Here is a 24,636-nt window from a genome sequence, read left to right as displayed (position 1 = left end):
TATTGAAATAAATTATTTTGAAAAAAGGTCGTCTGAAAACAGAGTTTCAGACGACCTTTTATATTTTATCGGTATAGTCGATTCGTTCTTTTACCGGGCGTTTGCCTGATATTCGCTTCCATCTTTGCGTAAGAGCTTGGGCTGTTCGCCTTTCTCGATGACGTTTTTACCGATGACAACTTTGGTCACGCCTTTCAAATCAGGCAGTTGATACATGGTATCCAAGAGGCAGCGTTCAACGATGGAGCGCAGGCCGCGCGCGCCGGTTTTGCGTTCCATTGCCTGACGGGCGATGCTGCGCAAGGCTTCTTCTTCAAATTCCAATTCGACATTTTCCATGCCGAACAGGGTTTGATATTGTTTCACCAAGGCATTTTTCGGCTCGGTCAAAATGTTGACCAATGCGTCTTCATCCAATTCCGCCAGCGTGGCGATAACGGGCAGACGGCCGATTAACTCGGGAATTAAACCGAATTTAATCAAGTCTTCAGGCTCAACGATTTCAAACAATCCGGTAATGTCGGCATTTTCGTCCTTACTGTGAACGGACGCGCCGAAACCGATACCACCTTTTTCAGTACGCTGACGGATGACTTTTTCCAAGCCTGCAAACGCGCCGCCGCAGATAAACAGGATGTTGGTCGTATCGACGTTGATAAATTCCTGATTCGGATGCTTACGGCCGCCTTGGGGCGGAACGCTGGCAACCGTACCTTCAATCAGTTTCAGCAAGGCTTGTTGCACGCCTTCGCCGGATACGTCGCGGGTAATCGACGGGTTGTCGCTTTTACGCGAGATTTTGTCGATTTCGTCAATATAAACGATACCGCGTTGGGCTTTTTCGACATCGAAATCGCATTTACCCAAAAGCTTGGTAATGATTTGTTCGACGTCTTCACCGACATAACCCGCCTCGGTCAGCGTGGTCGCGTCCGCCATGACGAACGGTACGTCCAGTTTGCGCGCTAAAGACTGCGCCAACAGCGTTTTACCCGAACCGGTCGGACCGATAAGCAGGATGTTGGATTTCGACAATTCGACGTTGCCGTTGGCTTTGGGATGGCGCAGGCGTTTGTAATGGTTGTACACCGACACCGCCAAGGCTTTCTTGGCTTGTTCCTGACCGATAACGTGATCGTTGAGGTTGGCGACGATTTCGGCAGGCGTGGGCAGCTTGTTGTTCGGATGGGACGCATCCGTTGCAGATTTGTCTGCGGAGAGGTCGTCTGAACTTTGCAGCATCACGCCGCAAGTTTCTACACATTCGTTACAGATAAAAGCGTTTTCGCCTTCAATCAGGTTTTTGACTTCATGCTCGGATTTTCCGCAAAACGAGCAGGAGCGTTTTTCTTCAGTCATAATTTATCTTCTGTTTTCAAGCAATATCGGCAAACCGTCATCCGAATGCTGCGGGAACGGTTTTCGGCAAAGTCGGTAAGTATAATCAGTATCTTAAGGTTTATCAAATACCGTATGGCAAGCTGTTGGGCGTAAGGTTTTCAGACGACCCTCCGACGCATGGCGACACGCCACAATTTCCCATCCTTAAGATTGTTTCCAATTTGGGAAAAAGATGCAAACAAACGCAAAAAAGCCATATTAAACTTTACATTTTGTTGTATTTTAAGCAAAATATCCCCTTTAATAATTCAATTGTCTTAAATTCTACTGGTTGAAGTATGTCGGTTATGAAATTTTATAAAACCCTGAGTGCAGCCTGTTTGGGTATGGCGTTGACTGTCGCCGCCGCCCCTGCCGCTGCAGACGATATGGACGTTTTGGGTCAATTTTTGGAACAAAATTTTCCAACCCAAAATGACCCGATGGAAGCTTTCGCATTAAGCCACGCACAAAAAATCGAGGCTCAGGCGATGATGGCGGGGCCGCTTTTGACATCGCAGGCTGCTTTGATTTTCAACAACAAAACAGGTGAAATCCTGTATCAGAAAAACGCAGATCGCGTGATGCCGATTGCGTCCATTTCCAAACTGATGAGCGCAATGGTCGTTTTGGACGCACGGTTGGATATGAACGAGCCCATTACCATTACTGCCGATGAAATCGACCGCTTGAAGGGTACAGGCAGCCGCCTTGCAGTCGGCACAACACTGACGCGCGGCGAATTGCTGCACCTGAGCCTGATGAGCAGCGAAAACCGCGCAACACACGCGTTGGGCCGCACCTATCCGGGCGGTATGTCGGCGTTTGTTGCCGCCATGAATGCCAAAGCGCAAAGCCTGGGCATGCACAGCAGCCGTTTCTACGAACCTACCGGTCTGAATTTCCAAAACGTATCGACCGCCAACGATTTGAACCGCATGGTCGCCGCAGCGAGCAAATATCCGCTTATCCGCAAAAACACGACCTCCAACTACGGCTCGGTTTGGACGGCAAACGGTCGACAAAACTATAAAAACTCCAACGCCCTCGTCCGCGAAGGCAGCTGGAACATCGAACTTCAGAAAACCGGTTATATCCGCGAAGCAGGACGCTCGATGGTGGTTAAGGCAAACGTCCAAAACCAACCGATTACCATCGTATTGCTGAACTCGCCGACTTCGACAACCCGAGTCAACGACGCGCGTAAGATCGAATCTTGGATGTTGCAGCGCCGCTCTTGAAATATTTGTTATGCCGTCTGAAAATCAGGCGGCATTTTATTTTACGGTCAGTGGGTGAAAACGGAAGGCGTTTTGTACGGTTTTGATTTCAATCTTTTGTCAGGCATCAAGGAATTTTTGAAATGAATAAAATCAATAAAATGAATAAAATCAGTAAAAAGTACGGATTATGGCTCTGGGTTGCGGCATTGGCGGGTTGTACTTCCGTCGCCGATATGGTGGGATATGATACGGCTGCTTTGAACGAGGGGGCCGAGCGAAACTATACGCAGGTTGTACAAAAAGCACGCAGCCAAAATGTGCTGGATGTCGGCTCGCCGACGGCGCAGCGTGTCCATCGGGTGTTTTCCAGACTGGTTCCGTATGCCAACCGCGCCAACCGTACCGGCATACCATTTAATTGGCAGATGAACGTTATCCGCAGCAACGAGTTGAATGCTTGGGCGATGCCGGGCGGAAAAATGGCGGTATATACCGGCATGGTCGAACGTTTGCAACTGACGGATGATGAAATCGCCGCAGTCATCGGGCATGAAATGACCCACGCTCTGCTCGAACACAGCAAAAAAGCCATCGGAGGTCAGGTATTGACCGGCTTGGGCGGTTCTATTTTGGCAGGTGCCGTCGGTTTGGACGGAAATTTGGTCGGCGTCGGAACAGATTTATTGGCAACCAAACCTTTTTCGCGTCATCAGGAAAGTGAGGCAGATGCGGGAGGCGTCCGCCTGATGGCTCAAGCAGGTTACAATCCGCAGGCGGCAATCAGCGTATGGGAAAAAATGAATAAGGCGCAAGGCGGCAGTCAGGTAGCCATCTTGTCAACCCATCCCGCCAACAATACCCGTATCGAAGCAATACGAAGGATGTTGCCGGAAGTTATGCCCGTTTATCACCAAAACAAACGCTGATATTTTGCGTTGATGGATATTTTCAAAACTGTTTTAGAGGTCGTCCGAAAACCGAGTATCCAATCAATAGAGATATTGGGATAGTAAAAGGAAAACATATGATTAAGCCGATTATTTTAAGCCTCGCGGCTGCAACTACTTTGGCAGCTTGCAATACTCTTGAGAAAGAAAGTGTACCGATGGCCGATATGCCCAATCCGGCTTCAGAATTTTGCGTAAAGCAGGGCGGTAAGTTGGAAATCAAAAAAGACAAGGATGGCGGAGAGTATGGAATGTGCCATCTGCCTGACGGTATTGTTGTGGAGGAGTGGGCGTATTTCCGTCAACATAATAAATAAGCAGAAAGAGTTAAAAAAGTCGTCTGAAACATATTTTCAGACGACTTTTTTATATGTGGATTAAAAATATAGGATCCACTCCTGCAGAGACCTTTGCAAAAAAGCCTTTCCCCCAACAGCCGAAACCCAAACACAGGTTTTCGTGTATTTCCGCTCCTAATTACTCCTGATTTTACCCAAATACCCCCTTAATCCTCCCCGGATACCCGATAATCAGGCATCCGGGCCGCCTTTTAGGCGGCAACAGGCACACTTAGCCTGTTGGCCGCTTTCAACAGGTTTAAACACATCGCCTTCAGATGGCTTTGCGCACTCACTTTACACAGACCAAAATAGGCTGCCCGGGCGTAGCGGAATTTACGGTGCAGCGTACCGAAGCTTTGTTCGACCACATAACGGGTCTTCGACAAATATCGGTTACGTTTGGTTTGTGCCTCCGTCAGCGGACGGTTGCGGCAGGCTTTGCGCATAATGCCGTCTAACAACTGATGGTCTTCCAGATGTTGCCGGTTTTCCTTGCTGTCGTAGCCTTTGTCAGCATAAACGGTCGTACCTTCGGCAATGCCTTCCAACAAAGGGGACAGATGGTTGCACTCATGGGTATTGGCGGGAGTGATGTGCAGTTTCTCGATATAGCCTTCCTCATCGGTACGGGTATGTTGTTTGTAACCGAGTTTGTAGAGGCCGTTTTTCTTTGTCCGGCGGGCATCGCTGTCTTTACTCGGTGTGGTTTGTCCATTGACTTGTCCTTATTCATCGACTTCTATGGCCTGACGTTGTTTGCTGCCGGCGGTCTGAATAATGGTTGCGTCAATGACGGCGGCGGATGCTTTCTCTACTTTTAAACCTTTTTCGGTCAGTTGGCAGTTAATCAGTTTGAGCAATTCGGACAGGGTGTCGTCTTGCGCCGCCGGTTGCGGTAGCGGCATAAGGTGCTGTAATCGGGGATGCTCAGTTCGTCAAAACGGCAAAACAGGTTGAAATCGATGCGGGTGATGAGGCTGTGTTCGAGTTCGGGATCGGAGAGGCTGTGCCATTGTCCGAGCAGGACGGCTTTGAACATGGACAACAGGGGATAGGCGGGACGGCCGCGGTGGTCTCGGAGGTAACGGGTTCTTTGACGGTTCAGGTATTGTTCGATCGGCTGCCAATCAATCACCTGATCCAACTTCAATAATGGGAAGCGGTCGATGTGTTTGGCGATCATGGCTTGTGCGGTTTGCCGGAAGAAGGTGCTCATGGGAAATCCCCTAAATGTCTTGATGGTAATTTAGGGGATTTGGGGAGAATTTTGCAAAGGTCTCAGACGGCCTTTTTATTATAAAACCGTTTACCAGCCCGGAGGCAGCAAATCCAGTTTCGCCAATACCGCATAAACCGCGCTTGCGCTGTAGAGTAGGAAAATCAGCGTGTAAATAGCGGGATGGGTCATCCAAGGGGCGCACGTCCATTCTGGTGTGCGGTTGCCCTTGCCGCGTGCGCCTTTGATAATCAGATACGGTATGATGCTCAATACCACGCCGCTGAACACGCCCGCAAAATAAAGCGCGTCAACGAAGCCAACCATGCCGCTGTAAGCCAGTACCAGCGGTGGTAGGGCGACCACGGCCACGGTCAGCGAACGGACTTTCAGGTTGTCATCGACTTTCAGACTGAAGCGGTCGGCAATATTGGTTAAGAAACTGCCGCCGATGCCCCAATAGGAAGTCAGCATGGCGAACAATGCGAAGCCGTTTGCCATGAAAAACGCCCAACTTCCCAAGGCATTGCCCCAGTTTACCGTCGCCACCTGGCTGACGTTGTCCAAACCGTTGAGCGAAATCACAGACAACGGCACGAGCGCAATCAGGGCAAAGGTGCAAAACATGCCGGTAACGATGGCTTTGGGAAGCTGTTTGGGCGTATGCGACAGGCCGCGCGCTAGTTCCGGCACGATGTATTGCGCGCAGTAAATAAACACCACCAAGTTGAACACGGGCACCATATACAGCCAACTGCCGTCTAAAAGCCGTCTGAAATCAGTGGTCGGGAAAAACAGCGTCGCGCCGACCAGTACCAGCAGCATGAGCACCATCAGCGACGTAATCCATTTCTCGCTCCTGCCCAAGGCTTTCAGGCCCAGAGCCAGAATCAGCGCGGCGGGGATGAAAAACAGGATGCTGCCGATGCGTTTGTCGATGCCGAACAAGGAATGCATCAAATCGCCGCTGCCGCTCATATACGCTATCAGTGCGCCCAGTGCATTGACCGTTACCGATGTGAACATCAGCCACGAACCGAACCTGCCGACATAGCGCTGCGCCAAACCGCTCAACTGCTCGTGCTGCCGTGTGCGCAACGTGGCTTCGGCCACATAAAGCATCGTAACGGTTGTAATCACGCCTACTACTACCAGCCAAAATAGCAAAGGCATATAGCCCGCCTGCCGCGCGGCATACGACACGCCCAAAATCCCCGCACCGATATTGGTGCCGATAATCATGGCCACGCCTTCCCAAAAGGTAATTTTCTCCACTCTCAATACATCAGACATTTCAGCCTCCTATTGAAATTAAGTTTCTTCTTGTAAACCCGCAGATTTGTCAGAATTTGTTTATCTGCTTTCTATGTTTTTTGGAATCTCCCGTTTTTCAGGGAACAATCATCCCTGTGTGTCGTTTGAAACGGCATACAGGAGATTAGAAATGAGGGGAAGTTAACAGAAGTTGCGGTTTTAGACGGCCTGACCGATGTGAGGCCGTCTAAAAACCGACGGCAGGCTATCCGGCCACATCAATACACAAATATTTCAATTCCAAATATTCGTCCGCACCGTATTTGCTGCCTTCACGTCCCAAACCGCTGCGTTTTACGCCGCCAAACGGTGCCACTTCATTACTGATTAAGCCCGTATTGATGCCGACCATGCCGTATTCCAAGGCTTCGCCAACTCGCCACTGACGGGCGGTGTCGGAAGTGAAGAGGTAGGCCGCCAAACCGTATTCCGTATCGTTGGCGGCCGCGATGACTTCGGCTTCGCTTTCAAAGCGGAACACGGGACACAACGGCCCGAAGGTTTCTTCGCGCGCCACCGCCATTTGCGCCGTTACGCCGCTTAAGACAGTCGGTTCGAAAAACGTTCCGCCCAGCGCGCTGCGTTTGCCGCCGGTCAGGCAGACCGCGCCTTTGGAGAGCGCGTCGGCGATGTGCTGCTCGACTTTTTCCACCGCTTTTTCCTCAATCAGCGGCCCTTGGTTCACGCCTTCATCCAAGCCGTTGCCCAATTTGAGCGCGGCCACTTTTTCACTTAATTTGCGGCAAAATTCGTCGTAAATGCCCGATTGAGCGTACACGCGGTTGGTGCAGACGCAGGTCTGGCCGCTGTTGCGAAACTTGCTGGCGAGCGCGCCTTCGACGGCTTTGTCCAAATCGGCATCGTCAAACACGATAAACGGCGCATTGCCGCCCAGTTCCAAACTGAGTTTTTTAATGTCCGCCGCACTGTCGGCAAAAATTTTCGCACCTATTTCAGTTGAGCCGGTAAAGCTGATTTTGCGCACGGTCGGATTCGTGGCAAATTCATTGCTGATTTCCGAAGCACTACCGCTGACAACAGGCAACAAATCCTGAGGCACACCCGCTTCGTAGGCCAGTACAGCCAACGCATACGCACTCAAAGGCGTGAGCGACGCGGGCTTGACAATCATCGCACAGCCCACCGCCAAAGCAGGTGCAGCCTTACGTGCAATCATCGCAGATGGGAAGTTCCACGGTGTAATCGCCGCAGTAACACCGATAGGCTGTTTCAACACAACCAGTTTTTGCGACGCTTTCACACTCGTCAACACATCGCCGTCAATCCGCCGCGCCTCTTCGGCAAACCAGCGCACAAACGAAGCCGCATAATCAATCTCGCCACGCGCCTCAGTCAGACTTTTTCCCTGCTCCATCGTCATGATACGCGCCAGTTCTTCTTTGTTTTCTTTAATCAAAAAATACCAACGCCACAACACATCGGCGCGCTCCAACGCAGTTTTTGCCGCCCATAATTTTTGTGCCGCCTCCGCCTTTTGAATCAGCAATTTGAGGCCGTCTGAACGAGTCGTGCGGACAAACGCCAAGGTCTCGCCCGTTGCCGGATTGCCGACTTTGAGGCAGTCTGAAATCGGGGAAAAGGAAATATCGGGGTGGTTGAGCAGTTGGGAAAAGGTTTTCATGGGAAGTCCTGCAAAATAATGTGGTGGGTGTTTTTCAGACGGCCTTTAGGCCGTCTGAAACCTTGTTTCAGCGTTTTTAGCTTTTGCGTGCTTTCTCAAAGGAGTTTTTCAGAATCGTCAAAGCCTGGTCGAAGAGTTCCTCCTCAATCGTCAGCGGGTAAAGGAAACGTATGGTGTTGGCGTGCGCGCCGCAGGTGAGTAGCAGCAGGTTGTTTTCCATCGCAATAGCTTTCACTTTGGCGGCAAACTCGCTGTTCGGACTGTCATCGTCGCCGAATTCAACAGCCACCATCGAACCTAAGCCGCGGATTTGGGTAATTTCGGGTGCGTTTAAATCGCGTAGGAACTGTTTGAGCTTGTCGCCCAGATATTGGGAACGTTCCAGCAGCTTTTCCTCTTCGATGATGTCCAGCACCACCAATGCCGCGGCAATGCCCAAAGGGTTGCCGGCGTATGTTCCGCCCAAGCCCCCCGGCCTTGCCGCATTCATGATGTCGGCCTTGCCCACCACGCCGCTCAATACCATACCGCCCGCCAGACTTTTTGCCATCGTAATCAAATCGGGTTTGACGTCGTAATGTTCCATCGCAAAAAGTTTGCCTGTGCGGCCGTAACCGGACTGTACTTCGTCGGCAATCATCACAATGCCGTGTTCGTCGCAAATCTCACGCACGGCGCGCATAAATTCGGGCGGGCAGACATTGAAGCCGCCTTCTCCCTGCACTGGTTCCAAAATAATGGCGGCCACGTCGTGCGGCGCAATATCGCTTTTGAAAATCCTTTTGATACTTTTAACCGCATCCTCCACGCTGATATGCTGCGTTTCGGAAGGGAAAAGCGCGTGGAACACGCCCGAAGGCATGGCGCCGAAATCTGCCTGATAGGGGGACACTTTTCCGGTCAGGGCAAGCGTCATCAGCGTGCGGCCGTGAAACGCGCCGCCGAATGCGATCACACCGTTGCGCCTAGTGTGGGCACGGGCGATTTTCACCGCATTTTCAACCGCTTCCGCGCCGCTGCAAAAAAACTGGCATTTCACTTTGCCTTCAATGGGTACCAGTTTGCCCAATCTTTCGCCCAGTTCGACATAATTCTGGTAAGGCACAACCTGAAAGGCTGTATGCGTAAATTTCTCAAGTTGCGCCGCGACTGCCGCCGTCACTTTCGGATGACAGTGGCCGACATTCAGTACGCCGATACCGCCTACGAAGTCGATAATTTCCCGTCCGTCGGTTGATTTAATCACTGCATTGCGCGCGCTTTGGGCGAACCAGTCGCAGCCTACAGCCGCGCCGGTCGGCAAAACATCACTCATCCGCTCAATCCAAGTATTCATAACCGCCTCCTTTTTCCTGATAAAATCATATTTAAATTCTTTATTTGTTCCATATATTGAACATTAATTTAATATATGGCACGTTTTAATCATAAATTTTGCCGTCGAAATTTGTCAATGAATATATGAGACCTTTGCAAAATTCCCCTCTTCCCCTTCACCCCCAACAGCTAAAACCCAAACACAGGTTTTTCGGCTGTTTTCATGCCAAATATCCCCGTTTTTCTCCCCGGACGCCCCATAATTAGGCATCCGGGCCGCCTTTTAGGCGGCAACAGGCACACTTAGCCTGTTAGCCGCTTTCAACAGGTTCAAACACATCGCCTTCAGATGGCTTTGCGCACTCACTTTGAGCAGACCAAAATAGGCTGCCCGGGCGTAGCAGAATTTACGGTGCAGCGTACCGAAGCTTTGTTCGACCACATAACGGGTCTTCGACAAATATCGGTTACGTTTGGTTTGCGCTTCCGTCAGCGGACGGTTGCGGCAGGCTTTGCGCATAATGCCGTCTAACAACTGATGCTCTTTCAGATGTTGCCGGTTTTCCGCACTGTCGTAGCCTTTGTCAGCATAGACGGTCGTACCTTCGGTTAGGCCTTCCAACAAAGGGGAAAGATGGTTGCTCTCATGGACATTGGCGGGGGTGATGTTCAGTTTCTCGATATAGCCTTCCTCATCGGTACGGGTATGTTGTTTGTAACCGAGTTTGTAGAGGCCGTTTTTCTTTGTCCGGCGGGCATCGCTGTCTTTACTCGGTGTGGTTTGTCCATTGACTTGTCCTTATTCATCGACTTCTATGGCCTGACGTTGTTTGCTGCCGGCGGTCTGAATAATGGTGGCGTCAATGACGGCGGCGGATGCTTTCTCTACTTTTAAACCTTTTTCGGTCAGTTGGCAGTTAATCAGTTTGAGCAATTCGGACAGGGTGTCGTCTTGCGCCGCCGGTTGCGGTAGCGGCATAAGGTGCTGTAATCGGGGATGCTCAGTTCGTCAAAACGGCAAAACAGGTTGAAATCGATGCGGGTAATGAGGCTGTGTTCGAGTTCGGGATCGGAGAGGCTGTGCCATTCCGGGCAGGACGGCTTTGAACATGGACAACTGGGGATAGGCGGGACGGCCGCGGTGGTCTCTAAGGTAACGGGTTCTTTGACGGTTCAGGTATTGTTCGATCGGTTGCCAATCAATCACCTGATCCAACTTCAATAGTGGGAAGCGGTCGATGTGTCTGGTAATCATGGCTTGTGCGGTTTGCCGGAAGAAGGTGCTCATGGAAAATCCCCTAAATGTCTTGGTGGTAATTTAGGGGATTTGGGGAGAATTTTGCAAAGGTCTCCTGCAATCATTCCCGATGGGCAGGAAACTAAGTAGGTGGATTTTCTCGGCAACTGTTTTTGAGACATCTGCCCTTTCGAATTTCCAATGGATTCCGGTTTGGTGAATGATGGCGGAAGTGAGGGGTTTTAAAAACAGGTTTACCAAGGAAGAGGTCGTCTGAAACGATGAATTCACGTTTTCAGACGACCTCTTCCGATTTTCGGCCTCTATGCCGCATCCGACGATTCTTCCTTTACCGCGTCCAGCAGCGGTATCAGCAGCTCTTCCACCAATCTTTGGAACAACGCTCCTTCTACCGGTTCGGTGTCTTCGTTGCCGAACACTAAGGCAACTTCGGTATAGTCTTTTTGCCCTTTGCTGACTTTGTTGCCGTGATAGCTTTCCCTGGCTTTGTTCAGGGCATCTTCCCAGCTCTGTTTTTTGCCGTAGGCTTCGGCGGCGGCGAGGCTGGTTTTGGCGAAGAAAGGCAGCGGGCGCGTTTGTCCGAGGTTGAAGAACGTCAGCCATTTTTGCAACATTTGTTGCGCTTGGCTGCTAGGGATTTCGGGATAAAGCGTTGTTTCTTCAGGCTGAACGATATGGGTTTGGCAGGTTTCGGTTTCAGACGACCCTACCGCCGACCCTACCGCGCAAAAGATTAAATGTTCGAGCAGAAGGGCGATGCGTTGCGGGGCATTGGGTTTGCGGTCGAGGTAGAACACTTGGCCGCATTGGTACAGGTTGCCGAGGCTGCCTTGCAGGGTTTGCCCGTCGAACTGGATTTCATAGGCGAAGGGCGGCAGTTTGGGGCTTTGCAGCAATGCGCCGTCTATGCGTTTGGCGGCGGCTTGGAAATTCTGTTGCCACAATTTACCCAATTCACCGGCGGGTAACAGGCTTTCGGCGTCGAGGCGGACGGCGGTTTCTTGAAAGTCTTGGTTGTGGCGGCGGGCGTCGAGGTAGGCGGCGGCGATTTTGTCGGCGCGTTGCGGCTCGAAGGGTTCGGCGGATTCCCATGCTTCGTCGCGGTAGGGTTCGCGCCAGCCCAAGGTTTGTTGCAGCCATGCTTTGACGGGATTTTTCCAGAAGCGGATGAAGTCGTCCTGCCAGACGGTCGGTGCGGGGCTGTTTTCTTCGAGGGCTTCACTGAAAAACGGACGCGCCTGTTCGCGCGGGCGGTTGAGGGCTTCGGCGTAGTCCTGCCGCGTGCTGAAGAGGCCGTCTGAAATTTTGTCTGCGATGAAATAGCGGTGTGAGAACGGTTGCAGGGGATGTTGCTCGACCCAGTGTTCCGCCAGCTCTTTGCTGCGCCGTCCGGTCATGGCGGCGATGGTGTCGATGAGTTCGCTGACGAGGGCGGACGGGGCGAGTTCGTCGTCGTTGCGGATGCTGCGGCCGACGTAGGAAAGATAAAGGATGTCGCGCGCGCTGATGATGGCTTCGAGGAAAAGGTAGCGGTCGTCGTCGCGGCGGGCGCGGTCACCTTTTTGCGGGTGTTTGGCAATCAGGTCGAACACGGCGGCTTTGGTGTTGCGCGGGAAATCGCCGTCGTTCAGCCCCAAGAGGCAGATGACTTTGAACGGCAGACTCCTCATCGGCACCATGCTGCAAAAGGTGATGCCGCCGCGCAAAAATCCGGCTTGGCTTTCGCTGCCTAAGAAGCGGCGGATGTGGCGGATGACCGTATGTTGCGGCAAAGTGCCGCTAAAGCCTGCCAATGCGGTTTCTTCCTGCCATTTTGCCAACGCCTGCTCGAACTGCTGCAAGGCGTATTGGTCGTCGGCGTCGGGCAGGAACAATGACTGCACCAAATCGCGGCAGCGTTCCGTCCATTCCTCCGCCGCTGCGGGTTTGCGCCACTCGGCGGCGAGGTGGGACAGCGTGCGGATGAAGGCGGCAAAGCGGCCGAATACATCGAGGCGGTTGACATCGCCGTGCCACGCGCTGACGTTTTGCCAGAGCGGGCTGCCGTCGTCGGGCAGCATCCAGCCTAACACGATGCGTTCCAACGCCTGCTGCCAAGTGAACAGATTGTCCGCCGCGCCGCGCATCGTTCCGTCCAAACCCCAATGCACGTTCAATTCGGCAATGGTGTCGTGCAGCAGCGGCAAATCGTCCGCCGTCAGCCCGAAACGGCGCAGCACCAAACCGCTTTCCAACAGCGGCAGCACTTTATCGACTTCAAACCGGCTTTCCAGCAAATCCAGTGCCTGCTCGAACACGTAAAGCAGCGGCTGGCGGCGGCTGAGTTTCACGTCCGAAACCGAATACGGCAAAGCCTGCGCCCCGCCCTGCGCCTGCCCGAATACCGCTTCGATAAACGGGCTGTACGGCTCGATGTTCGGCGTCAAAACGGCAATATCGTGCGGCTGCCAGTCGGGATGTTCGTGCAAAATCCGCAATAGCTTGTCTTTCAAAATCTGCAATTCGCGCAGGGGGCTGTGTGCCGACACAATACGGACGGAGCCGTCGCCCAGCAAATCCGTGCGGCTGTGTTCAGACGGCATACGCAGGTTTTGAATGTCGTTTTGCAGGCAGTGCAGCAGCGTGTCGTCTGAAACCTCTTCAAACACAGGCTGCTCCTCCAAGCCGATTTCCGTCAGAAAATCAAAAAAATCACGCCCCTGCTTGCCCAGCGACGCCAAGAGCGGATGCCCCGTCTGCGACAAATCCGCATCGTCGCCGCCCTTCAAAAGCTGCGCCGCCTCAATCACATTGCCCCAATACTGCCCGCTCGGATTGAGCGCGAACACGAACACATCGCAATGTTCCGAAATTTTCTGCAAAAGCTGCAAATACATCGGCGCCATCGTCGAAATGCCGAACACGAAAAACCGTTCGGGCAGGTGCGCCTTATCCAAAGACGATAGCAGCTTTTCCCACAGCGCCACACGGTGCGGCGCGGATTGGTTGCCGTCGTCCAAATAGCGCCAAAGCTGCGCCTGCCAGACCTCGTCCTCACCCAGCCCCAGAAGTTTGCCTTCTTGCCAGGCATCAATCCACTGCGGCCGGTACACCAGATACTGGTCGAAAATATCCGCCAACTGCCCCGCCAACTGATAATCCGCCGACTCGCCGCTGCCCAAATAGCTTTGCAAGACAGAGCGGACTTTTTCAAATTCAGAGGTCGTCTGAAAACGCTCGCTGCGGAACAAATCCAAAAGCCGCCAGCGCATCACCTCCGGCGAAAACGGACTGAGCGCGGGAATATCGGGAATCAGCTTCTGCATCAACTGCCACGTCAAACCCGCCGGCAGGCTGAATTGCAAATTCGCCGCCACCCCCAGTTCGCGCGCCAGATAAACACTCAAATAACGCCGCATCCCCTGACTCTGCACCACAATCTGTTCCGCCGCCAAAGCAGACTCAAGCGGTCTGACCCTTTGGATTCCGGCAAACAGGGCGGCTAGCGATTCGAGACGGTTGGACTGGTTGAGGTAGAACATGGCGGGGGTAGGGCGGTGGATAATAAACGGGATTATATAGTGGATTGAAATGGAAAATACCTGCGCGTGAATATCGGCACAGGTATTTTTATTTGGATCGACAGGATATGGGCTTATCGGCTGATGACGGTTGTTTTACCGCATTCGTTTTAGGGATGGAATAGTATAGTGGATTAACTTTAAACCAGTACGGCGTTGCCTCGCCTTGCCGTACTATCTGTACTGTCTGCGGCTTCGTCGCCTTGTCCTGATTTAAATTTAATCCACTATAACGGAGAGAGATGGGTTTAAGGTCGTCTGAAAATGTTTCAGACGACCTTAAAACATATTTAAATCGCTATGTCCGAATATGGTTTCTCTTGCCAGTGGGAAATGGTAGGCCGGCTGTTTATTGGGATCGATAGCAAAAGGTCGTCTGAAAATATTTCAGACGACCTTGGTTGTTTACGATGCCGGTATCTCCGCCGCGCAAGGTTTGGCGGTTTTATGTTTTGGCGATTTCAGGAAATTGCGGCAGTCTTCCAAAATTTGGGGCAGAAGCGGTTCGAATTCCTTTCTGCTGCGGATTTTGCCGGTGTAAAACGGCATCGTGTAAGGATAGTAATAATACATATCTTGCATCCATTGCGCGCCTTCTTTGGTTTTACCTTGACGGTAGAGGTAGAGGCCGACCTGGTAGGCATTGCTGTAAGGGCGGTAGGTGAGTGCGTCGAATGCCGCTTTTTGCGCCCAAGGTTGGACTTTTTCATCGGCCGGATCGGCACGGCGGGTCAGGCTCAGGTCGGCATAATAGGCCAGCATGGGACTGGTTTCGGAAATGCGGCGCAGTCCGGAAATTTTGGCGTTGACTTGAGACGGGCCGTCGGTTTTGGGTTGACGGCTGTAAGCGGTCAGGTCGGTGTAGTTCCAGCCTAAGTGCAGCGTGCCGCCGATAATGGCCAATGCGGCGATACCGCCTGTCAAATTGCGGCGGCGGGCTTGTTTGATTCCGTCGGATACATCTTCATAACGCGCGCTTGAGAGCGAAAGCATGAGGGCGAACGGGGTCAGGAAGTAGATGTACCAAAGCGGGTATTCGAGCATGCTGTGGCACATGGTTACGCTTGCGGCGGTCAGTAGGAACAGGTTGGCAGGATTAGACGGACGGGCAATCAAACGCCAAACGCCCGCCAGCATGGTTCCCGCGCTCAATAATGCGCCTGTCAGCCCCATTTCGGCAAGGATTTGCAGGATAAGGTTGTGGCAGTGGGTGAACAAAACGCCTAGGATGTTATTGGCAAAGTACTGTTTTTCGGCATTTAACAGAAAACTCAGGCTGCCGAAGCTGTTCCAGCCGTGTCCGAGGATTGGGGAGCGGGTAAAGGCGGTCCAGGCATTCCGCCATTCGATTTGGCGCGCAGAACCTTCAAAATCGCTATGGCCGGCGCGTTCTACCGCGGTCTCGTAACGGCTGTTGCCCAGTAACTCAAGTAGCGTCCCCATGCCGAACTGGAAAACCGCAGCCAATACCGCTGCGAAAAAGAAGATTTTGATTAAGCGTGCCGATTCGCGGCCTGCCCGCCAGTACCAAAAAGGCAGAATCAATACGATAGCGATGATGTAGCCCAGGATAGTGCGCGAGTTGACCAAACCCAAGACGGCAGTCAGCAGAAATACGCAAATAAATCCCAGCCAGTCGGGCATTTTCCGCGTTGCCCACAAATAGGATGCGGCAAGTACGCCCCACATCAGATAATGGCCCAGATGGTTGCGCTGCCCGAGCTGGCCGTTTACCGTTCCGCCGCCGTAAGCCAATATGCCGTGGAACAGGGAAATGTCCGACCATCCTTTGAACTGCATAAACGCCACGACAGCCTGCGCAGCTGCACCAAAAAACAACGACCATGCGAATACGGTAACAACTCGGTCTTGTCCGTAAGCGGAAATCCAGCCGCGACATGCCCAGGCAGATAGGGCGAGGATGACGAAAGTCCATGCCGCCAAGTCGCTCATCCCCGGATACAGCAAACCCATTGCCCGTGGCTGTATCGCCCAATATGCCGCCATCAGCAACAGTCCGACAGATACATAAGGCAGGCGGATATTGAGCAGGCCTTTATATGCCGAAGCCAAAACTAAAATTGTCGCACCCAAGAGGGACCCGGCTTCAAGGTAGAAGCTCGGCAGTGGGCCTACGCGGTAAATCGACAGGAAAGGGACGGCGCAAACCCAGATAAAACAAACCCATAAAGGCAGCAGGCGGACATTCCATTCATTTTTAAGATGATATGCGGTACGGGCAAACATCATTTTCCCTCTTTTTTGTGTTGTTTGATAAATGCGAGGCAGGCGACAAAGAAAATTATGCAGGAGATAAGAGACAATGCGGCGCACAGACGTTCGGCAGGCGAAGCGTCAAACAGGCGCATGACCGCCTCGGCAAAATAAATCAGAATCAGCATAGAGCTGTATTGATAAGTATAAATACGGCCCTTGAGTATGCCGCCCAGCGGCAGGCATAAAGGCAGGGCTTTGAGGGCAAGCCATGAACCGCCGTCGCGCAAAGGCGCAATCCACAATTCCCAAGACAGGGAAAGGAGGATCAGAAAAATCAGGCTGGCGCACGAGGCAAGATAGGGCAGGGAAGGTTTCGATGATGTATTCACGGGCAGGTCTGAACGGCTTTTAGCCGGATATTGGAACGCGAATTATACCGAAACAGGATGTGATGATGCAAAAAGGTCGTCTGAAACCCTCTATTTGAAGGTTTCAGACGACCTAATTGCTGTTTCATCAGTTTTTTCAGATTTTGGTGAAGATGGCTTCGTTTTCAAAACGTGATTTGGGTAAAGCGGCGTTGAAATCGTCTGCGGCACGGTAGCCGAAGGAGACGACGGCGACGGCTTTGTAGCCTTTTTCGATCAAACCGAATTCCTCATTTAAAACTTGCAAATCCACGCCTTCCATCGGCACGGCGTCGATGCCTGATGCGGCAGCGGCGAGCAGGGTGAAACCCATGTTGAGATAGACTTGTTTGGCAAGCCATTGCTCTTCGTCTTGGATTTGGTTGCGGTGGATGCCTAAGAACAGACGGCGGGTAGAGTCGCCTGCCTGTTTGGCTTCTTCCGTGGCGAAGCGCCCGTCTCTGTCTTCTTGCGCCAATACGGCGGCGACATAATCATCATCGGCGCAAACGCGGGCGGCGAAGACGACGACGTGGGACGCATGAGTAATTTTCGGGGCGTTGTAAGGGAGTTTTTCAGTAGCTTTGGCGATACGCGCTTTGCCTGCTTCATCATCGGCGATGATGAAGTGCCACGGCTGCATATTGACGCTGGAGGGGCTGTTGCGTAGGGCAGCTTCGATATGGGCGAAGTCTTCGGCTGCGATTCTTTTGGACGGGTCGAAAGACTTGGTGCTGTATCGTTGGCGGACGATTTCGGTAATATTCATGATTTATTGACTCTTTATAAAAAAAGAAAAACAGATTATAGGAAGGTCGTCTGAAAGGAGCAATCAGGCAAATCTTAATGCTTTAGATGATAGGAAGACTTTTATTTTTCGCCGATTGAACACAATATGTATATGCAAAAAAGCCTGAACAAATTGTTCAGGCTTTTTAAATTTGGCTCCCCGACCTGGGCTCGAACCAGGGACCTGCGGATTAACAGTCCGTCGCTCTACCGACTGAGCTATCGGGGAATGGGGCGTATTATATAGCCCTGAAAAAAAGTGTCAACTAAAATTTTAACTGACGAAACGGCAGCATTTCAAATATTTGAATGGTAAGTATATTATTTTGACTTTATCCCATTAATATTTTGTGCTGATCAATTTTCCGTTTTTAAATACTTGCTGCTGCATGACGTTGCCGTTGTAGGTATATACGGTTAATGAACCGTCATACGGTGTGGCGCGGAATTGTAGCAGCCGTTCGCGGGGCAGGGGATAGGGATCGGTGCGTTTCCTGCTGTTGTCGCTGTAGAAATCCTGTACCAGATATTCCTTATTGTGCCTGCTGATTAATTGCCGATAATAACCTCCCTTGACGGGGCTGTCGGCAGGGATGCCTTGCGCGTCAAAATAAGTAACGATTTGTTCCTCGATAATATGGATGCCGCCGTTGTTTTTAGGGGTACGGTTTTCCCTTTTGCCAATGCCGACGGGGATATTGACAGAGGTACCTAATCCGATATGGCTGCCTATACCTGTTCCCAAGCCGAGGCCTACCGACATGCGGGGCGAGTCTGCGGTACAGGCGGTCAGGATGAAGGCGGATAGCGATAAAGCGGCGGCAATAGGTTTCATAAGATAATCCTCATGGGTTGAATATCCATATAAAACAATTATATATTATGGAGTGGCATAGGTAAAAAATATCGGCGGCTAGACAGCCGCCGATATTTTTTATGAAGCCAAGATGCGTGGGAAAAGGATTTCGTTTTCCAAGTGGATATGTTCTTCCAAATCGTCCGACAGTTCTTGTGCCAACGCGTACAACCTTTGCTGGTCTTTGTCGGCGTTTTGCGGCGGAGTGAAATGGTTGGTCAGGGTTTTCAACTGCGCCAGTGCACGGTCGTGTTCTTCGTGTTCGTGCATCATGACATTGACCGGCATGGCGGCACGGCTGCCCAAGCCTTGTTTTGCCATTGGGAACAACATACGTTCTTCCTTCATCATGTGCATCAGCAGCTCGTTTTGGATGTATTCGAGCAGTTCCGGCAGTTCGGCGGGGAAGCCGTCGGGCGAGGTTGAGGCGATTTTGTGCGCCAAAGGGACAAGCTCTTCAAGTTGTGCGCGGTGGGTATTGTGATAGCGGCTGATGACATGGTCTATCACGGTATTTACGGGGGAAACTTCCCAAACGGTCAAATCGGTCATGGCGGTATTCCTGAATTTAGTCGTTTTCAGACGACGTTTAAGGTTTGTGGTAAAGATTGATATTGTATGAATGTATTCGAAGCATACACCCCGCGCGGGCGGATGTACAGTTTTCGGCCTTGTTTCACGCAATACTTATAACCAATTTTTCTTTGCCGGAAACAAACCATTCTTTCCGTTTTTCAGACGACCCCGTTAAAGTGGCAGCATCTTCTTTTTCCCTTCCGACCGACCATGTTATTACTCAAAACGCCCAGCGTACTGCCCGGCTTCAAAATCAGCCTCGGCCTGACTGTATTGTGCCTGTCGCTTCTGGTGGTTTTGCCGTTTGCGATGATGGCGGCGAAGGCGGCGGAAATCGGCCGGGGCGGCTTTTGGAACACGATTGCCGAGCCGAACGTGTTGGCGGCGGTGTGGCTGAGTTTGCGGATGTCGTTTTATGCGATGCTGACCAATGTCGTGTTCGGCACACTGGTGGCGTGGGTGTTGGTGCGCTATGAATTTCCGCTCAAGGGGTTGGTGAACGCGCTGGTCGATTTGCCGTTTGCGCTGCCGACGGCGGTTACGGGCATCGCTTTGGCGACCCTGTATGCGCCCAACGGTTGGATAGGCCGTTTTTTCGAGCCTTTGGGCATCAAAATTGCGTTTACGCCCGTCGGCATTTGGATTGCGCTGGTCGTCGTCAGCCTGCCTTTTATCGTCCGCGCCGTGCAGCCGGTATTGGAGGAATTGTCGGGCGAGTATGAGGAAGCGGCGGCGACTTTGGGTGCAAACCGCTTCACGACGTTCCGCCGCGTGCTGCTGCCGGAAATCACGCCGGCGCTCTTAACCGGTGCGGGCATGATGTTCGCGCGGGCAACGGGTGAATACGGCTCGGTGATTTTTATCGCGGGCAACATTCCGATGGTTTCCGAAATCCTGCCGCTGATTATTACGGGCAAGCTGGAACAGTTCGACGTACAGGGCGCGTCGGCGGTGGCGTTGTTTATGCTGCTGGTTTCGTTTGTGATTCTGTTTGCGCTGAACGTGATGCAGTGGGCGTTGAGCAGGCGTTCGGGGGCGAAGGGTTGAGGGGTCGTCTAAAAACCTGAACTACGCTGTTGCCGTCATTCCCGCGCAGGCGGAAATCCACCGCACGGCAACAGAAAAACCAAAAATAAATAAGGCAGCTGAACTTTACCGATGGATTCCCGCCTGCGCGGGAATGACGGCAGCTAGACGTTTTTTATTCCCTTAATCAATAAAAGGTCGTCTGAAAACGAATCCGACCCACGAAAACAGTTTTTCAGACGACCTCCAAACATCTTAAAACCAACCAGAGAACACCACCGCCATGAAACCTTATTCCGCCAATCCCAACCTGACCGAACCGCGCTGGCTGCGCGTGTTGCTGACCGCTGTCGCGCTGGGGTTCCTGCTGCTGATGCTGGTCGTACCGCTTGTCGCCGTGTTTTACGAAGCGCTGAAAGGCGGTTGGGATTTGTACCTGCAATCCCTTACCGATCCCGAAGCGTGGGCGGCGATCAAGCTCACCCTGATTACCGCCGCGGTGGTCGTTCCCGTCAATGCCGTATTGGGCGTGGCGATGGCGTGGCTGCTGACCCGTTTCGACTTCCGCGGCAAGCAGTTGCTGACCACCCTGCTCGATTTGCCGTTTTCCGTATCGCCCGTGGTGGCCGGTTTAATGTTCGTCTTATTGTTCGGCGCGCACACGGCATTGGGCGGCTGGCTGGAAGCGCAAGGCATACAGATTATCTTCGCCATCCCCGGCATTATTTTGGCGACGCTGTTCGTTACCTTTCCCTTTGTCGCGCGCGAAATCATCCCGCTGATGCAGGCGCAGGGCGACAGCGAAGAACAGGCCGCCCTGATTCTCGGCGCCAGCGGCTGGCAGATGTTTTGGCGCGTTACCCTGCCCAACATCAAATGGGCGCTGCTCTACGGCATCATCCTTACCAACGCCCGCGCAATGGGCGAGTTCGGCGCGGTCAGCGTAGTATCGGGACACATACGCGGCGAAACCAACACCATCCCGCTTTTGGTCGAAATCTTCTACAACGAATACAACTTCACCGGCGCATTCGCCCTCTCCGGCGTATTGGCACTTTTAGCACTGGCGACGCTGGCGGTGCAGAACATCATCACAAAATTACAAGATAAAAAACTCGCCGCCACCGAAAGGAACGCAGCATGAGCATCACCATCCAAAACCTAAACAAACACTTCGGAGCGTTCCACGCGCTGAAAAACATCAACCTCAACGTCCCTACCGGCAAACTCGTTTCTCTGCTCGGCCCTTCCGGCTGCGGCAAAACCACGCTCCTGCGCATCATCGCCGGACTGGAAAACGCCGACGGCGGCAATATCCTCTTTGACGGGCAAGACGTAACCGCCAAACACGTCCGCGAGCGTAAAGTCGGTTTTGTGTTCCAACACTACGCCCTCTTCCGCCACATGAACGTGTTTGACAACGTCGCTTTCGGTTTGACCGTATTGCCCAAGTCCGAACGCCCTTCCAAAGAACAAATCCGCACCAAAGTCGAAGAATTGCTCAAACTCGTGCAGCTCTCCCACCTCGCCAAATCCTATCCGCACCAACTCTCCGGCGGCCAACGCCAACGCATCGCCCTCGCCCGCGCCCTTGCGGTCGAACCCAAACTCCTGCTACTGGACGAACCCTTCGGCGCGCTGGATGCCAAAGTACGCAAAGAATTGCGCACCTGGCTGCGCGACATCCATCACAACCTAGGCGTAACCAGCATTTTAGTAACGCACGACCAAGAAGAAGCCCTCGAAGTTTCCGACGAAATCGTCGTTATGAACCACGGTAAAATCGAACAAACCGGAAGCGCCGAAGCCATTTACCGTAAACCCGAAAACGCCTTCGTTACTGAGTTTCTCGGTGAAACCGACGCATTTGAAGGACGCATCGAAAAAGGCATCTGGCACTACAACGGCTTCGCGTGGAAATTGGATGCACACTACAAATGGCAGGAACAAACCGCCACCGGCTACATCCGCCCGCACGAATGGCAGATCGCAGCCGAACACGAAACCCCGATGATCCGCGCCGAAATCGAAAAAATCCACGCCGTCGGCGCACTGACACACGTTTTGGTGAAACACGGCAAACAGGACGTGCATATCACACTGGCAGGCAGCGACGCGTCAAGGCTGGATTTGTCCGCAGGGCGGGAATTGGCATTGGTGCCGAAACAGGTTTATGTGTTTTCGCAAAACGAGTTGATTGAATATTCGATTTGATGGAGGGAATAACGAAAGGTCGTCTGAAAACAGGTTTTCAGACGACCTTTGCTTTTTGATGGATGGCGTGTTCGACCGAATCAGTCTTTCAACCTGAATTCCGCCGAGCGCGCGTGGGCGGTCAGGCTTTCGCCGTGTGCCAACACGCTGGCGATTTTACCCAGTTTCTGTGCGCCTTGTTCGGAGACTTGGATCAGGCTGGAGCGTTTTTGGAAGTCGTAAGTGCCCAGCGGCGAGGAGAAGCGGGCGGTGCGGCTGGTGGGCAGGACGTGGTTGGGGCCGGCGCAGTAGTCGCCGAGGCTTTCGCTGGTGTAGCGTCCCATGAAAATCGCGCCGGCGTGGCGGATTTTTTTCGCCCATTCCTGCGGGTTTTCTACCGACAATTCCAAGTGTTCGGGGGAAATGTAGTTGGCGATTTCGCAGGCTTCGTCCAAGTCTTTGGCGAGTATCATCGCGCCCCTGTTGCCGAGCGAGGCTTCGATGATGTCGCGGCGGGGCATGGCTTCGATGAGGCGGTTCATGGCGGCTTGAACTTCGTCGAGATAGGGCTGCGATGTGCCGATGAGGATGGCTTGGGCGATTTCGTCGTGTTCGGCTTGGCTGAACAAATCCATCGCCACCCAGTCGGCAGGCGTGGTGCCGTCGGCGATGACGAGGATTTCAGACGGCCCCGCCACCATGTCGATGCCGACCACGCCGAACACGCGGCGTTTGGCGGCGGCGACGAAGGCGTTGCCCGGACCGGTGATTTTATCGACCTGCGGTACGGACTCGGTGCCGTAGGCGAGGGCGGCAACCGCCTGCGCGCCGCCGACGGTGAAGACTTTAGTGACGCCCGCGACGAAGGCGGCGGCAAGTACGATGTCGTTGCGTTCGCCTTTGGGCGTGGGGACGACCATGATGATTTCTTTCACGCCTGCGACATGGGCAGGCATGGCGTTCATGATGACGGAACTTGGATACGCCGCTTTGCCGCCGGGGACGTAAATGCCGACGCGGTCAAGCGGTGTAATTTGTTGTCCCAAGAGCGTGCCGTCTTCGTCTTCGTAGGTCCACGATTCCATTTTTTGGCGTTGGTGATAGCTTTCGACCCGTGCGGCGGCGGTTTTCAAGGCGGTTTGAATTTCGGGCTGCACACGCTCAAATGCGGCCTGCAAATCGTCTTGCGTCAGGATGAGGTCGGCTATGGTTTGGGCGGACGTGCCATCGAAGCGGTTGGTGTATTCGATGAGTGCCGCATCGCCGCGCTTTTGCACGTCGGTGCAAATGTCGGCAACGACGCGGTCGATTTCGGGATTCTGCGCGGTCTCAAAGGCAAGCAGGGCTTTGAGTTCGGCTTGGAAAGAGGGCAATTGGGTGTTGAGTTTTTTCATGACTTGGTTTTCTCCTTTTTTATTTTTGGACTTGGGGTCGTCTGAATATTCTCTTGTTCAGTCTCTGTCTCTGTTTTAGGTCTGATATACGCTTTTTCGCCCGCTCCGCCGAACTTCAATTCAGGCAGGCATTTTTGGTGCAGACCGAGTTTGGACAGCACTTTTTTGCTGGACGAGGCGGTATGGAAACGGTAACGGGTTTGTGTTCTACCATTTTTGGTTTCCTCAACCATTGTTTCAAAGCCATCCACTTCGTACGCGCTGACAACAGCGTTTTGTAGATCCGCGTGAATGCCGATAACGTATTTCACTTTTGATGCGGCATCTTTGCCGATAACCCAGTTGCCCAACGTACGCGATTTGAGGTTGGCATCGTCTTGGTTGTCGAAGCTGTAGTTCGCTTCTTCGTCGGCATCCAAGTCCAAAGCGTCTTGGATTTTGACGGCGAGAACGAGTCCGTCGGGATTGAATTCCTCGAGCGGGCAGGGCGTGAATTTGAAGCGGTCGTCGAGTTCTTCCGCGCTGATGCCGCCCGCGCCGCATCCGGCAGATTTGTTTTTGAATTTTTTATCGACAACGGATTTGACGAAATGAATCAGGGCAGTTTCGGCGGCTTGCGCTTCGGCTTCGGTCAGATGATAGCTGATGATATGGCGGCCGAGTTTCTTACATTTGGAGATGGCTTTGCGTGCCGGTACGTCAATGTCGCCGTCTTGCGAACGGGCGGCTTGTTCATGCTCGAAGATGCGGTTGTCGCAGCCTTTGCCGATGTAGAGGATTTTGTCTTTTTTCAGGTCGGTCAGACAATAGACGTAAAATCGACGCTCGCCGTTATTCAAAACGGAAAGGGTTGAATCTGAAAATTTTTTTATTTTTGCAACCATTTTAAATCCTCCTATACAGTTTACTGCCGGTGGTATTTTCAGACGACCTGTCGGCGGAAGCGGCTAGGGTCGTCTGAAAACGCATCTTCATTCAAA

The 24,636-nt window shown here is 52.6% G+C and carries 18 protein-coding genes, 1 tRNA gene and 3 pseudogenes; 6 read left to right on the top strand and 16 right to left on the bottom strand.

Annotation, left to right across the window (positions count from 1 at the left end):
- Positions 1 to 90 precede the first annotated feature (90 nt).
- Complete coding sequence (clpX, locus tag RSJ68_07090) at positions 91 to 1,359, bottom strand: ATP-dependent Clp protease ATP-binding subunit ClpX (protein ID WNU96230.1); 1,269 nt, start codon at positions 1,357 to 1,359, stop codon at positions 91 to 93.
- Between the two features lie 320 nt (positions 1,360 to 1,679).
- Here clpX and RSJ68_07085 point away from each other — a divergent pair, with 320 nt between their 5' ends.
- The 3 genes from RSJ68_07085 to RSJ68_07075 all read left to right on the top strand — a co-directional run bounded on the left by RSJ68_07085 (position 1,680) and on the right by RSJ68_07075 (position 3,867).
- Positions 1,680 to 2,621 carry a serine hydrolase gene (locus RSJ68_07085; protein ID WNU96229.1) on the top strand — a complete coding sequence of 314 codons (942 nt, stop codon included), beginning with the start codon at positions 1,680 to 1,682 and terminating at the stop codon, positions 2,619 to 2,621.
- A gap of 140 nt (positions 2,622 to 2,761) precedes the next feature.
- A complete protein-coding gene (locus tag RSJ68_07080; GenBank protein ID WNU98368.1) occupies positions 2,762 to 3,529 on the top strand; it encodes a M48 family metallopeptidase in 768 nt (255 codons plus the stop codon).
- A gap of 98 nt (positions 3,530 to 3,627) precedes the next feature.
- The gene (locus tag RSJ68_07075) at positions 3,628 to 3,867 is read left to right on the top strand and encodes a DUF333 domain-containing protein (GenBank protein ID WNU96228.1); all 240 of its coding nucleotides are present in this window, start codon (positions 3,628 to 3,630) and stop codon (positions 3,865 to 3,867) included.
- Between the two features lie 233 nt (positions 3,868 to 4,100).
- On the opposite strand, the pseudogene RSJ68_07070 reads toward RSJ68_07075, so the two are convergent.
- The 13 genes and pseudogenes from RSJ68_07070 to RSJ68_07010 all read right to left on the bottom strand — a co-directional run bounded on the left by RSJ68_07070 (position 4,101) and on the right by RSJ68_07010 (position 19,019).
- Positions 4,101 to 5,107: pseudogene (locus RSJ68_07070) on the bottom strand (IS5 family transposase).
- A gap of 90 nt (positions 5,108 to 5,197) precedes the next feature.
- Positions 5,198 to 6,400: an aromatic amino acid transport family protein gene (locus RSJ68_07065; protein WNU96227.1), complete on the bottom strand. Its 1,203-nt coding sequence runs from the start codon at positions 6,398 to 6,400 to the stop codon at positions 5,198 to 5,200.
- 226 nt (positions 6,401 to 6,626) lie between these two features.
- A complete protein-coding gene (locus tag RSJ68_07060; GenBank protein WNU96226.1) occupies positions 6,627 to 8,063 on the bottom strand; it encodes an NAD-dependent succinate-semialdehyde dehydrogenase in 1,437 nt (478 codons plus the stop codon).
- A gap of 76 nt (positions 8,064 to 8,139) precedes the next feature.
- A complete protein-coding gene (gene gabT, locus RSJ68_07055; GenBank protein ID WNU96225.1) occupies positions 8,140 to 9,399 on the bottom strand; it encodes a 4-aminobutyrate--2-oxoglutarate transaminase in 1,260 nt (419 codons plus the stop codon).
- A 264-nt stretch (positions 9,400 to 9,663) separates the two neighbouring features.
- Positions 9,664 to 10,668 (bottom strand): annotated as a pseudogene (locus RSJ68_07050) (IS5 family transposase).
- 272 nt (positions 10,669 to 10,940) lie between these two features.
- Positions 10,941 to 14,159 (bottom strand): exodeoxyribonuclease V subunit gamma, encoded by a 3,219-nt coding sequence (gene recC, locus RSJ68_07045; protein WNU96224.1) that lies wholly within the window; start codon positions 14,157 to 14,159, stop codon positions 10,941 to 10,943.
- 163 nt (positions 14,160 to 14,322) lie between these two features.
- Positions 14,323 to 14,433 (bottom strand): annotated as a pseudogene (locus RSJ68_07040) (IS5/IS1182 family transposase).
- Positions 14,434 to 14,603: 170 nt separating this feature from the next.
- Positions 14,604 to 16,445, bottom strand: a complete 1,842-nt coding sequence (locus RSJ68_07035; protein ID WNU98367.1) for a Wzy polymerase domain-containing protein — start codon at positions 16,443 to 16,445, stop codon at positions 14,604 to 14,606.
- On the bottom strand, positions 16,445 to 16,804 hold the full coding sequence (locus RSJ68_07030; protein ID WNU96223.1) for a DUF2069 domain-containing protein: 360 nt from the start codon (positions 16,802 to 16,804) through the stop codon (positions 16,445 to 16,447). Before RSJ68_07030 ends, RSJ68_07035 begins: the two co-directional genes overlap by 1 nt.
- Positions 16,805 to 16,940: 136 nt before the next feature.
- On the bottom strand, positions 16,941 to 17,591 hold the full coding sequence (nfsB, locus tag RSJ68_07025) for an oxygen-insensitive NAD(P)H nitroreductase (GenBank protein ID WNU96222.1): 651 nt from the start codon (positions 17,589 to 17,591) through the stop codon (positions 16,941 to 16,943).
- A 173-nt stretch (positions 17,592 to 17,764) separates the two neighbouring features.
- Positions 17,765 to 17,840 (bottom strand) — tRNA-Asn (locus tag RSJ68_07020).
- Between the two features lie 111 nt (positions 17,841 to 17,951).
- Positions 17,952 to 18,446 (bottom strand): NemA protein, encoded by a 495-nt coding sequence (locus tag RSJ68_07015; GenBank protein ID WNU96221.1) that lies wholly within the window; start codon positions 18,444 to 18,446, stop codon positions 17,952 to 17,954.
- 99 nt (positions 18,447 to 18,545) lie between these two features.
- A complete protein-coding gene (locus RSJ68_07010) occupies positions 18,546 to 19,019 on the bottom strand; it encodes a hemerythrin domain-containing protein (protein ID WNU96220.1) in 474 nt (157 codons plus the stop codon).
- A gap of 234 nt (positions 19,020 to 19,253) precedes the next feature.
- On the opposite strand from RSJ68_07010, the gene cysT reads away from it, so the two are divergent.
- The 3 genes from cysT to RSJ68_06995 all read left to right on the top strand — a co-directional run bounded on the left by cysT (position 19,254) and on the right by RSJ68_06995 (position 22,283).
- Positions 19,254 to 20,090, top strand: coding sequence for a sulfate ABC transporter permease subunit CysT (cysT, locus tag RSJ68_07005; GenBank protein WNU96219.1), 837 nt, complete (start codon positions 19,254 to 19,256; stop codon positions 20,088 to 20,090).
- A 262-nt stretch (positions 20,091 to 20,352) separates the two neighbouring features.
- Positions 20,353 to 21,213 carry a sulfate ABC transporter permease subunit CysW gene (cysW, locus tag RSJ68_07000; GenBank protein WNU96218.1) on the top strand — a complete coding sequence of 287 codons (861 nt, stop codon included), beginning with the start codon at positions 20,353 to 20,355 and terminating at the stop codon, positions 21,211 to 21,213.
- On the top strand, positions 21,210 to 22,283 hold the full coding sequence (locus RSJ68_06995) for a sulfate/molybdate ABC transporter ATP-binding protein (GenBank protein ID WNU96217.1): 1,074 nt from the start codon (positions 21,210 to 21,212) through the stop codon (positions 22,281 to 22,283). Before cysW ends, RSJ68_06995 begins: the two co-directional genes overlap by 4 nt.
- Before the next feature lie 80 nt (positions 22,284 to 22,363).
- Here the strand turns inward: RSJ68_06995 and hisD are convergent, their stop codons facing one another.
- Complete coding sequence (gene hisD, locus RSJ68_06990; protein WNU96216.1) at positions 22,364 to 23,656, bottom strand: histidinol dehydrogenase; 1,293 nt, start codon at positions 23,654 to 23,656, stop codon at positions 22,364 to 22,366.
- Positions 23,653 to 24,540: an endonuclease gene (locus RSJ68_06985; protein ID WNU96215.1), complete on the bottom strand. Its 888-nt coding sequence runs from the start codon at positions 24,538 to 24,540 to the stop codon at positions 23,653 to 23,655. Before RSJ68_06985 ends, hisD begins: the two co-directional genes overlap by 4 nt.
- Between the last annotated feature and the right edge of the window lie 96 nt (positions 24,541 to 24,636).

The organism is Neisseria sp. DTU_2020_1000833_1_SI_GRL_NUU_006 (assembly GCA_032388755.1).
Classification (GTDB): Bacteria; Pseudomonadota; Gammaproteobacteria; order Burkholderiales; family Neisseriaceae; genus Neisseria; species Neisseria sicca_C.
The sequence above is the reverse complement of the archived record's forward strand: the minus strand, read 5'-3'. Positions and strand labels throughout refer to the sequence as shown.

Coding starts and splice junctions, on each gene's coding strand:
- clpX (WNU96230.1), bottom strand. CDS start 1,359: ATGACTGAAGAAAAACGCTCCTGCTCGTTTTGCGGAAAATCCGAGCAT.
- RSJ68_07085 (WNU96229.1), top strand. CDS start 1,680: ATGTCGGTTATGAAATTTTATAAAACCCTGAGTGCAGCCTGTTTGGGT.
- RSJ68_07080 (WNU98368.1), top strand. CDS start 2,762: ATGAATAAAATCAGTAAAAAGTACGGATTATGGCTCTGGGTTGCGGCA.
- RSJ68_07075 (WNU96228.1), top strand. CDS start 3,628: ATGATTAAGCCGATTATTTTAAGCCTCGCGGCTGCAACTACTTTGGCA.
- RSJ68_07065 (WNU96227.1), bottom strand. CDS start 6,400: ATGTCTGATGTATTGAGAGTGGAGAAAATTACCTTTTGGGAAGGCGTG.
- RSJ68_07060 (WNU96226.1), bottom strand. CDS start 8,063: ATGAAAACCTTTTCCCAACTGCTCAACCACCCCGATATTTCCTTTTCC.
- gabT (WNU96225.1), bottom strand. CDS start 9,399: ATGAATACTTGGATTGAGCGGATGAGTGATGTTTTGCCGACCGGCGCG.
- recC (WNU96224.1), bottom strand. CDS start 14,159: ATGTTCTACCTCAACCAGTCCAACCGTCTCGAATCGCTAGCCGCCCTG.
- RSJ68_07035 (WNU98367.1), bottom strand. CDS start 16,445: ATGTTTGCCCGTACCGCATATCATCTTAAAAATGAATGGAATGTCCGC.
- nfsB (WNU96222.1), bottom strand. CDS start 17,591: ATGAATATTACCGAAATCGTCCGCCAACGATACAGCACCAAGTCTTTC.
- RSJ68_07015 (WNU96221.1), bottom strand. CDS start 18,446: ATGAAACCTATTGCCGCCGCTTTATCGCTATCCGCCTTCATCCTGACC.
- RSJ68_07010 (WNU96220.1), bottom strand. CDS start 19,019: ATGACCGATTTGACCGTTTGGGAAGTTTCCCCCGTAAATACCGTGATA.
- cysT (WNU96219.1), top strand. CDS start 19,254: ATGTTATTACTCAAAACGCCCAGCGTACTGCCCGGCTTCAAAATCAGC.
- cysW (WNU96218.1), top strand. CDS start 20,353: ATGAAACCTTATTCCGCCAATCCCAACCTGACCGAACCGCGCTGGCTG.
- RSJ68_06995 (WNU96217.1), top strand. CDS start 21,210: ATGAGCATCACCATCCAAAACCTAAACAAACACTTCGGAGCGTTCCAC.
- hisD (WNU96216.1), bottom strand. CDS start 23,656: ATGAAAAAACTCAACACCCAATTGCCCTCTTTCCAAGCCGAACTCAAA.
- RSJ68_06985 (WNU96215.1), bottom strand. CDS start 24,540: ATGGTTGCAAAAATAAAAAAATTTTCAGATTCAACCCTTTCCGTTTTG.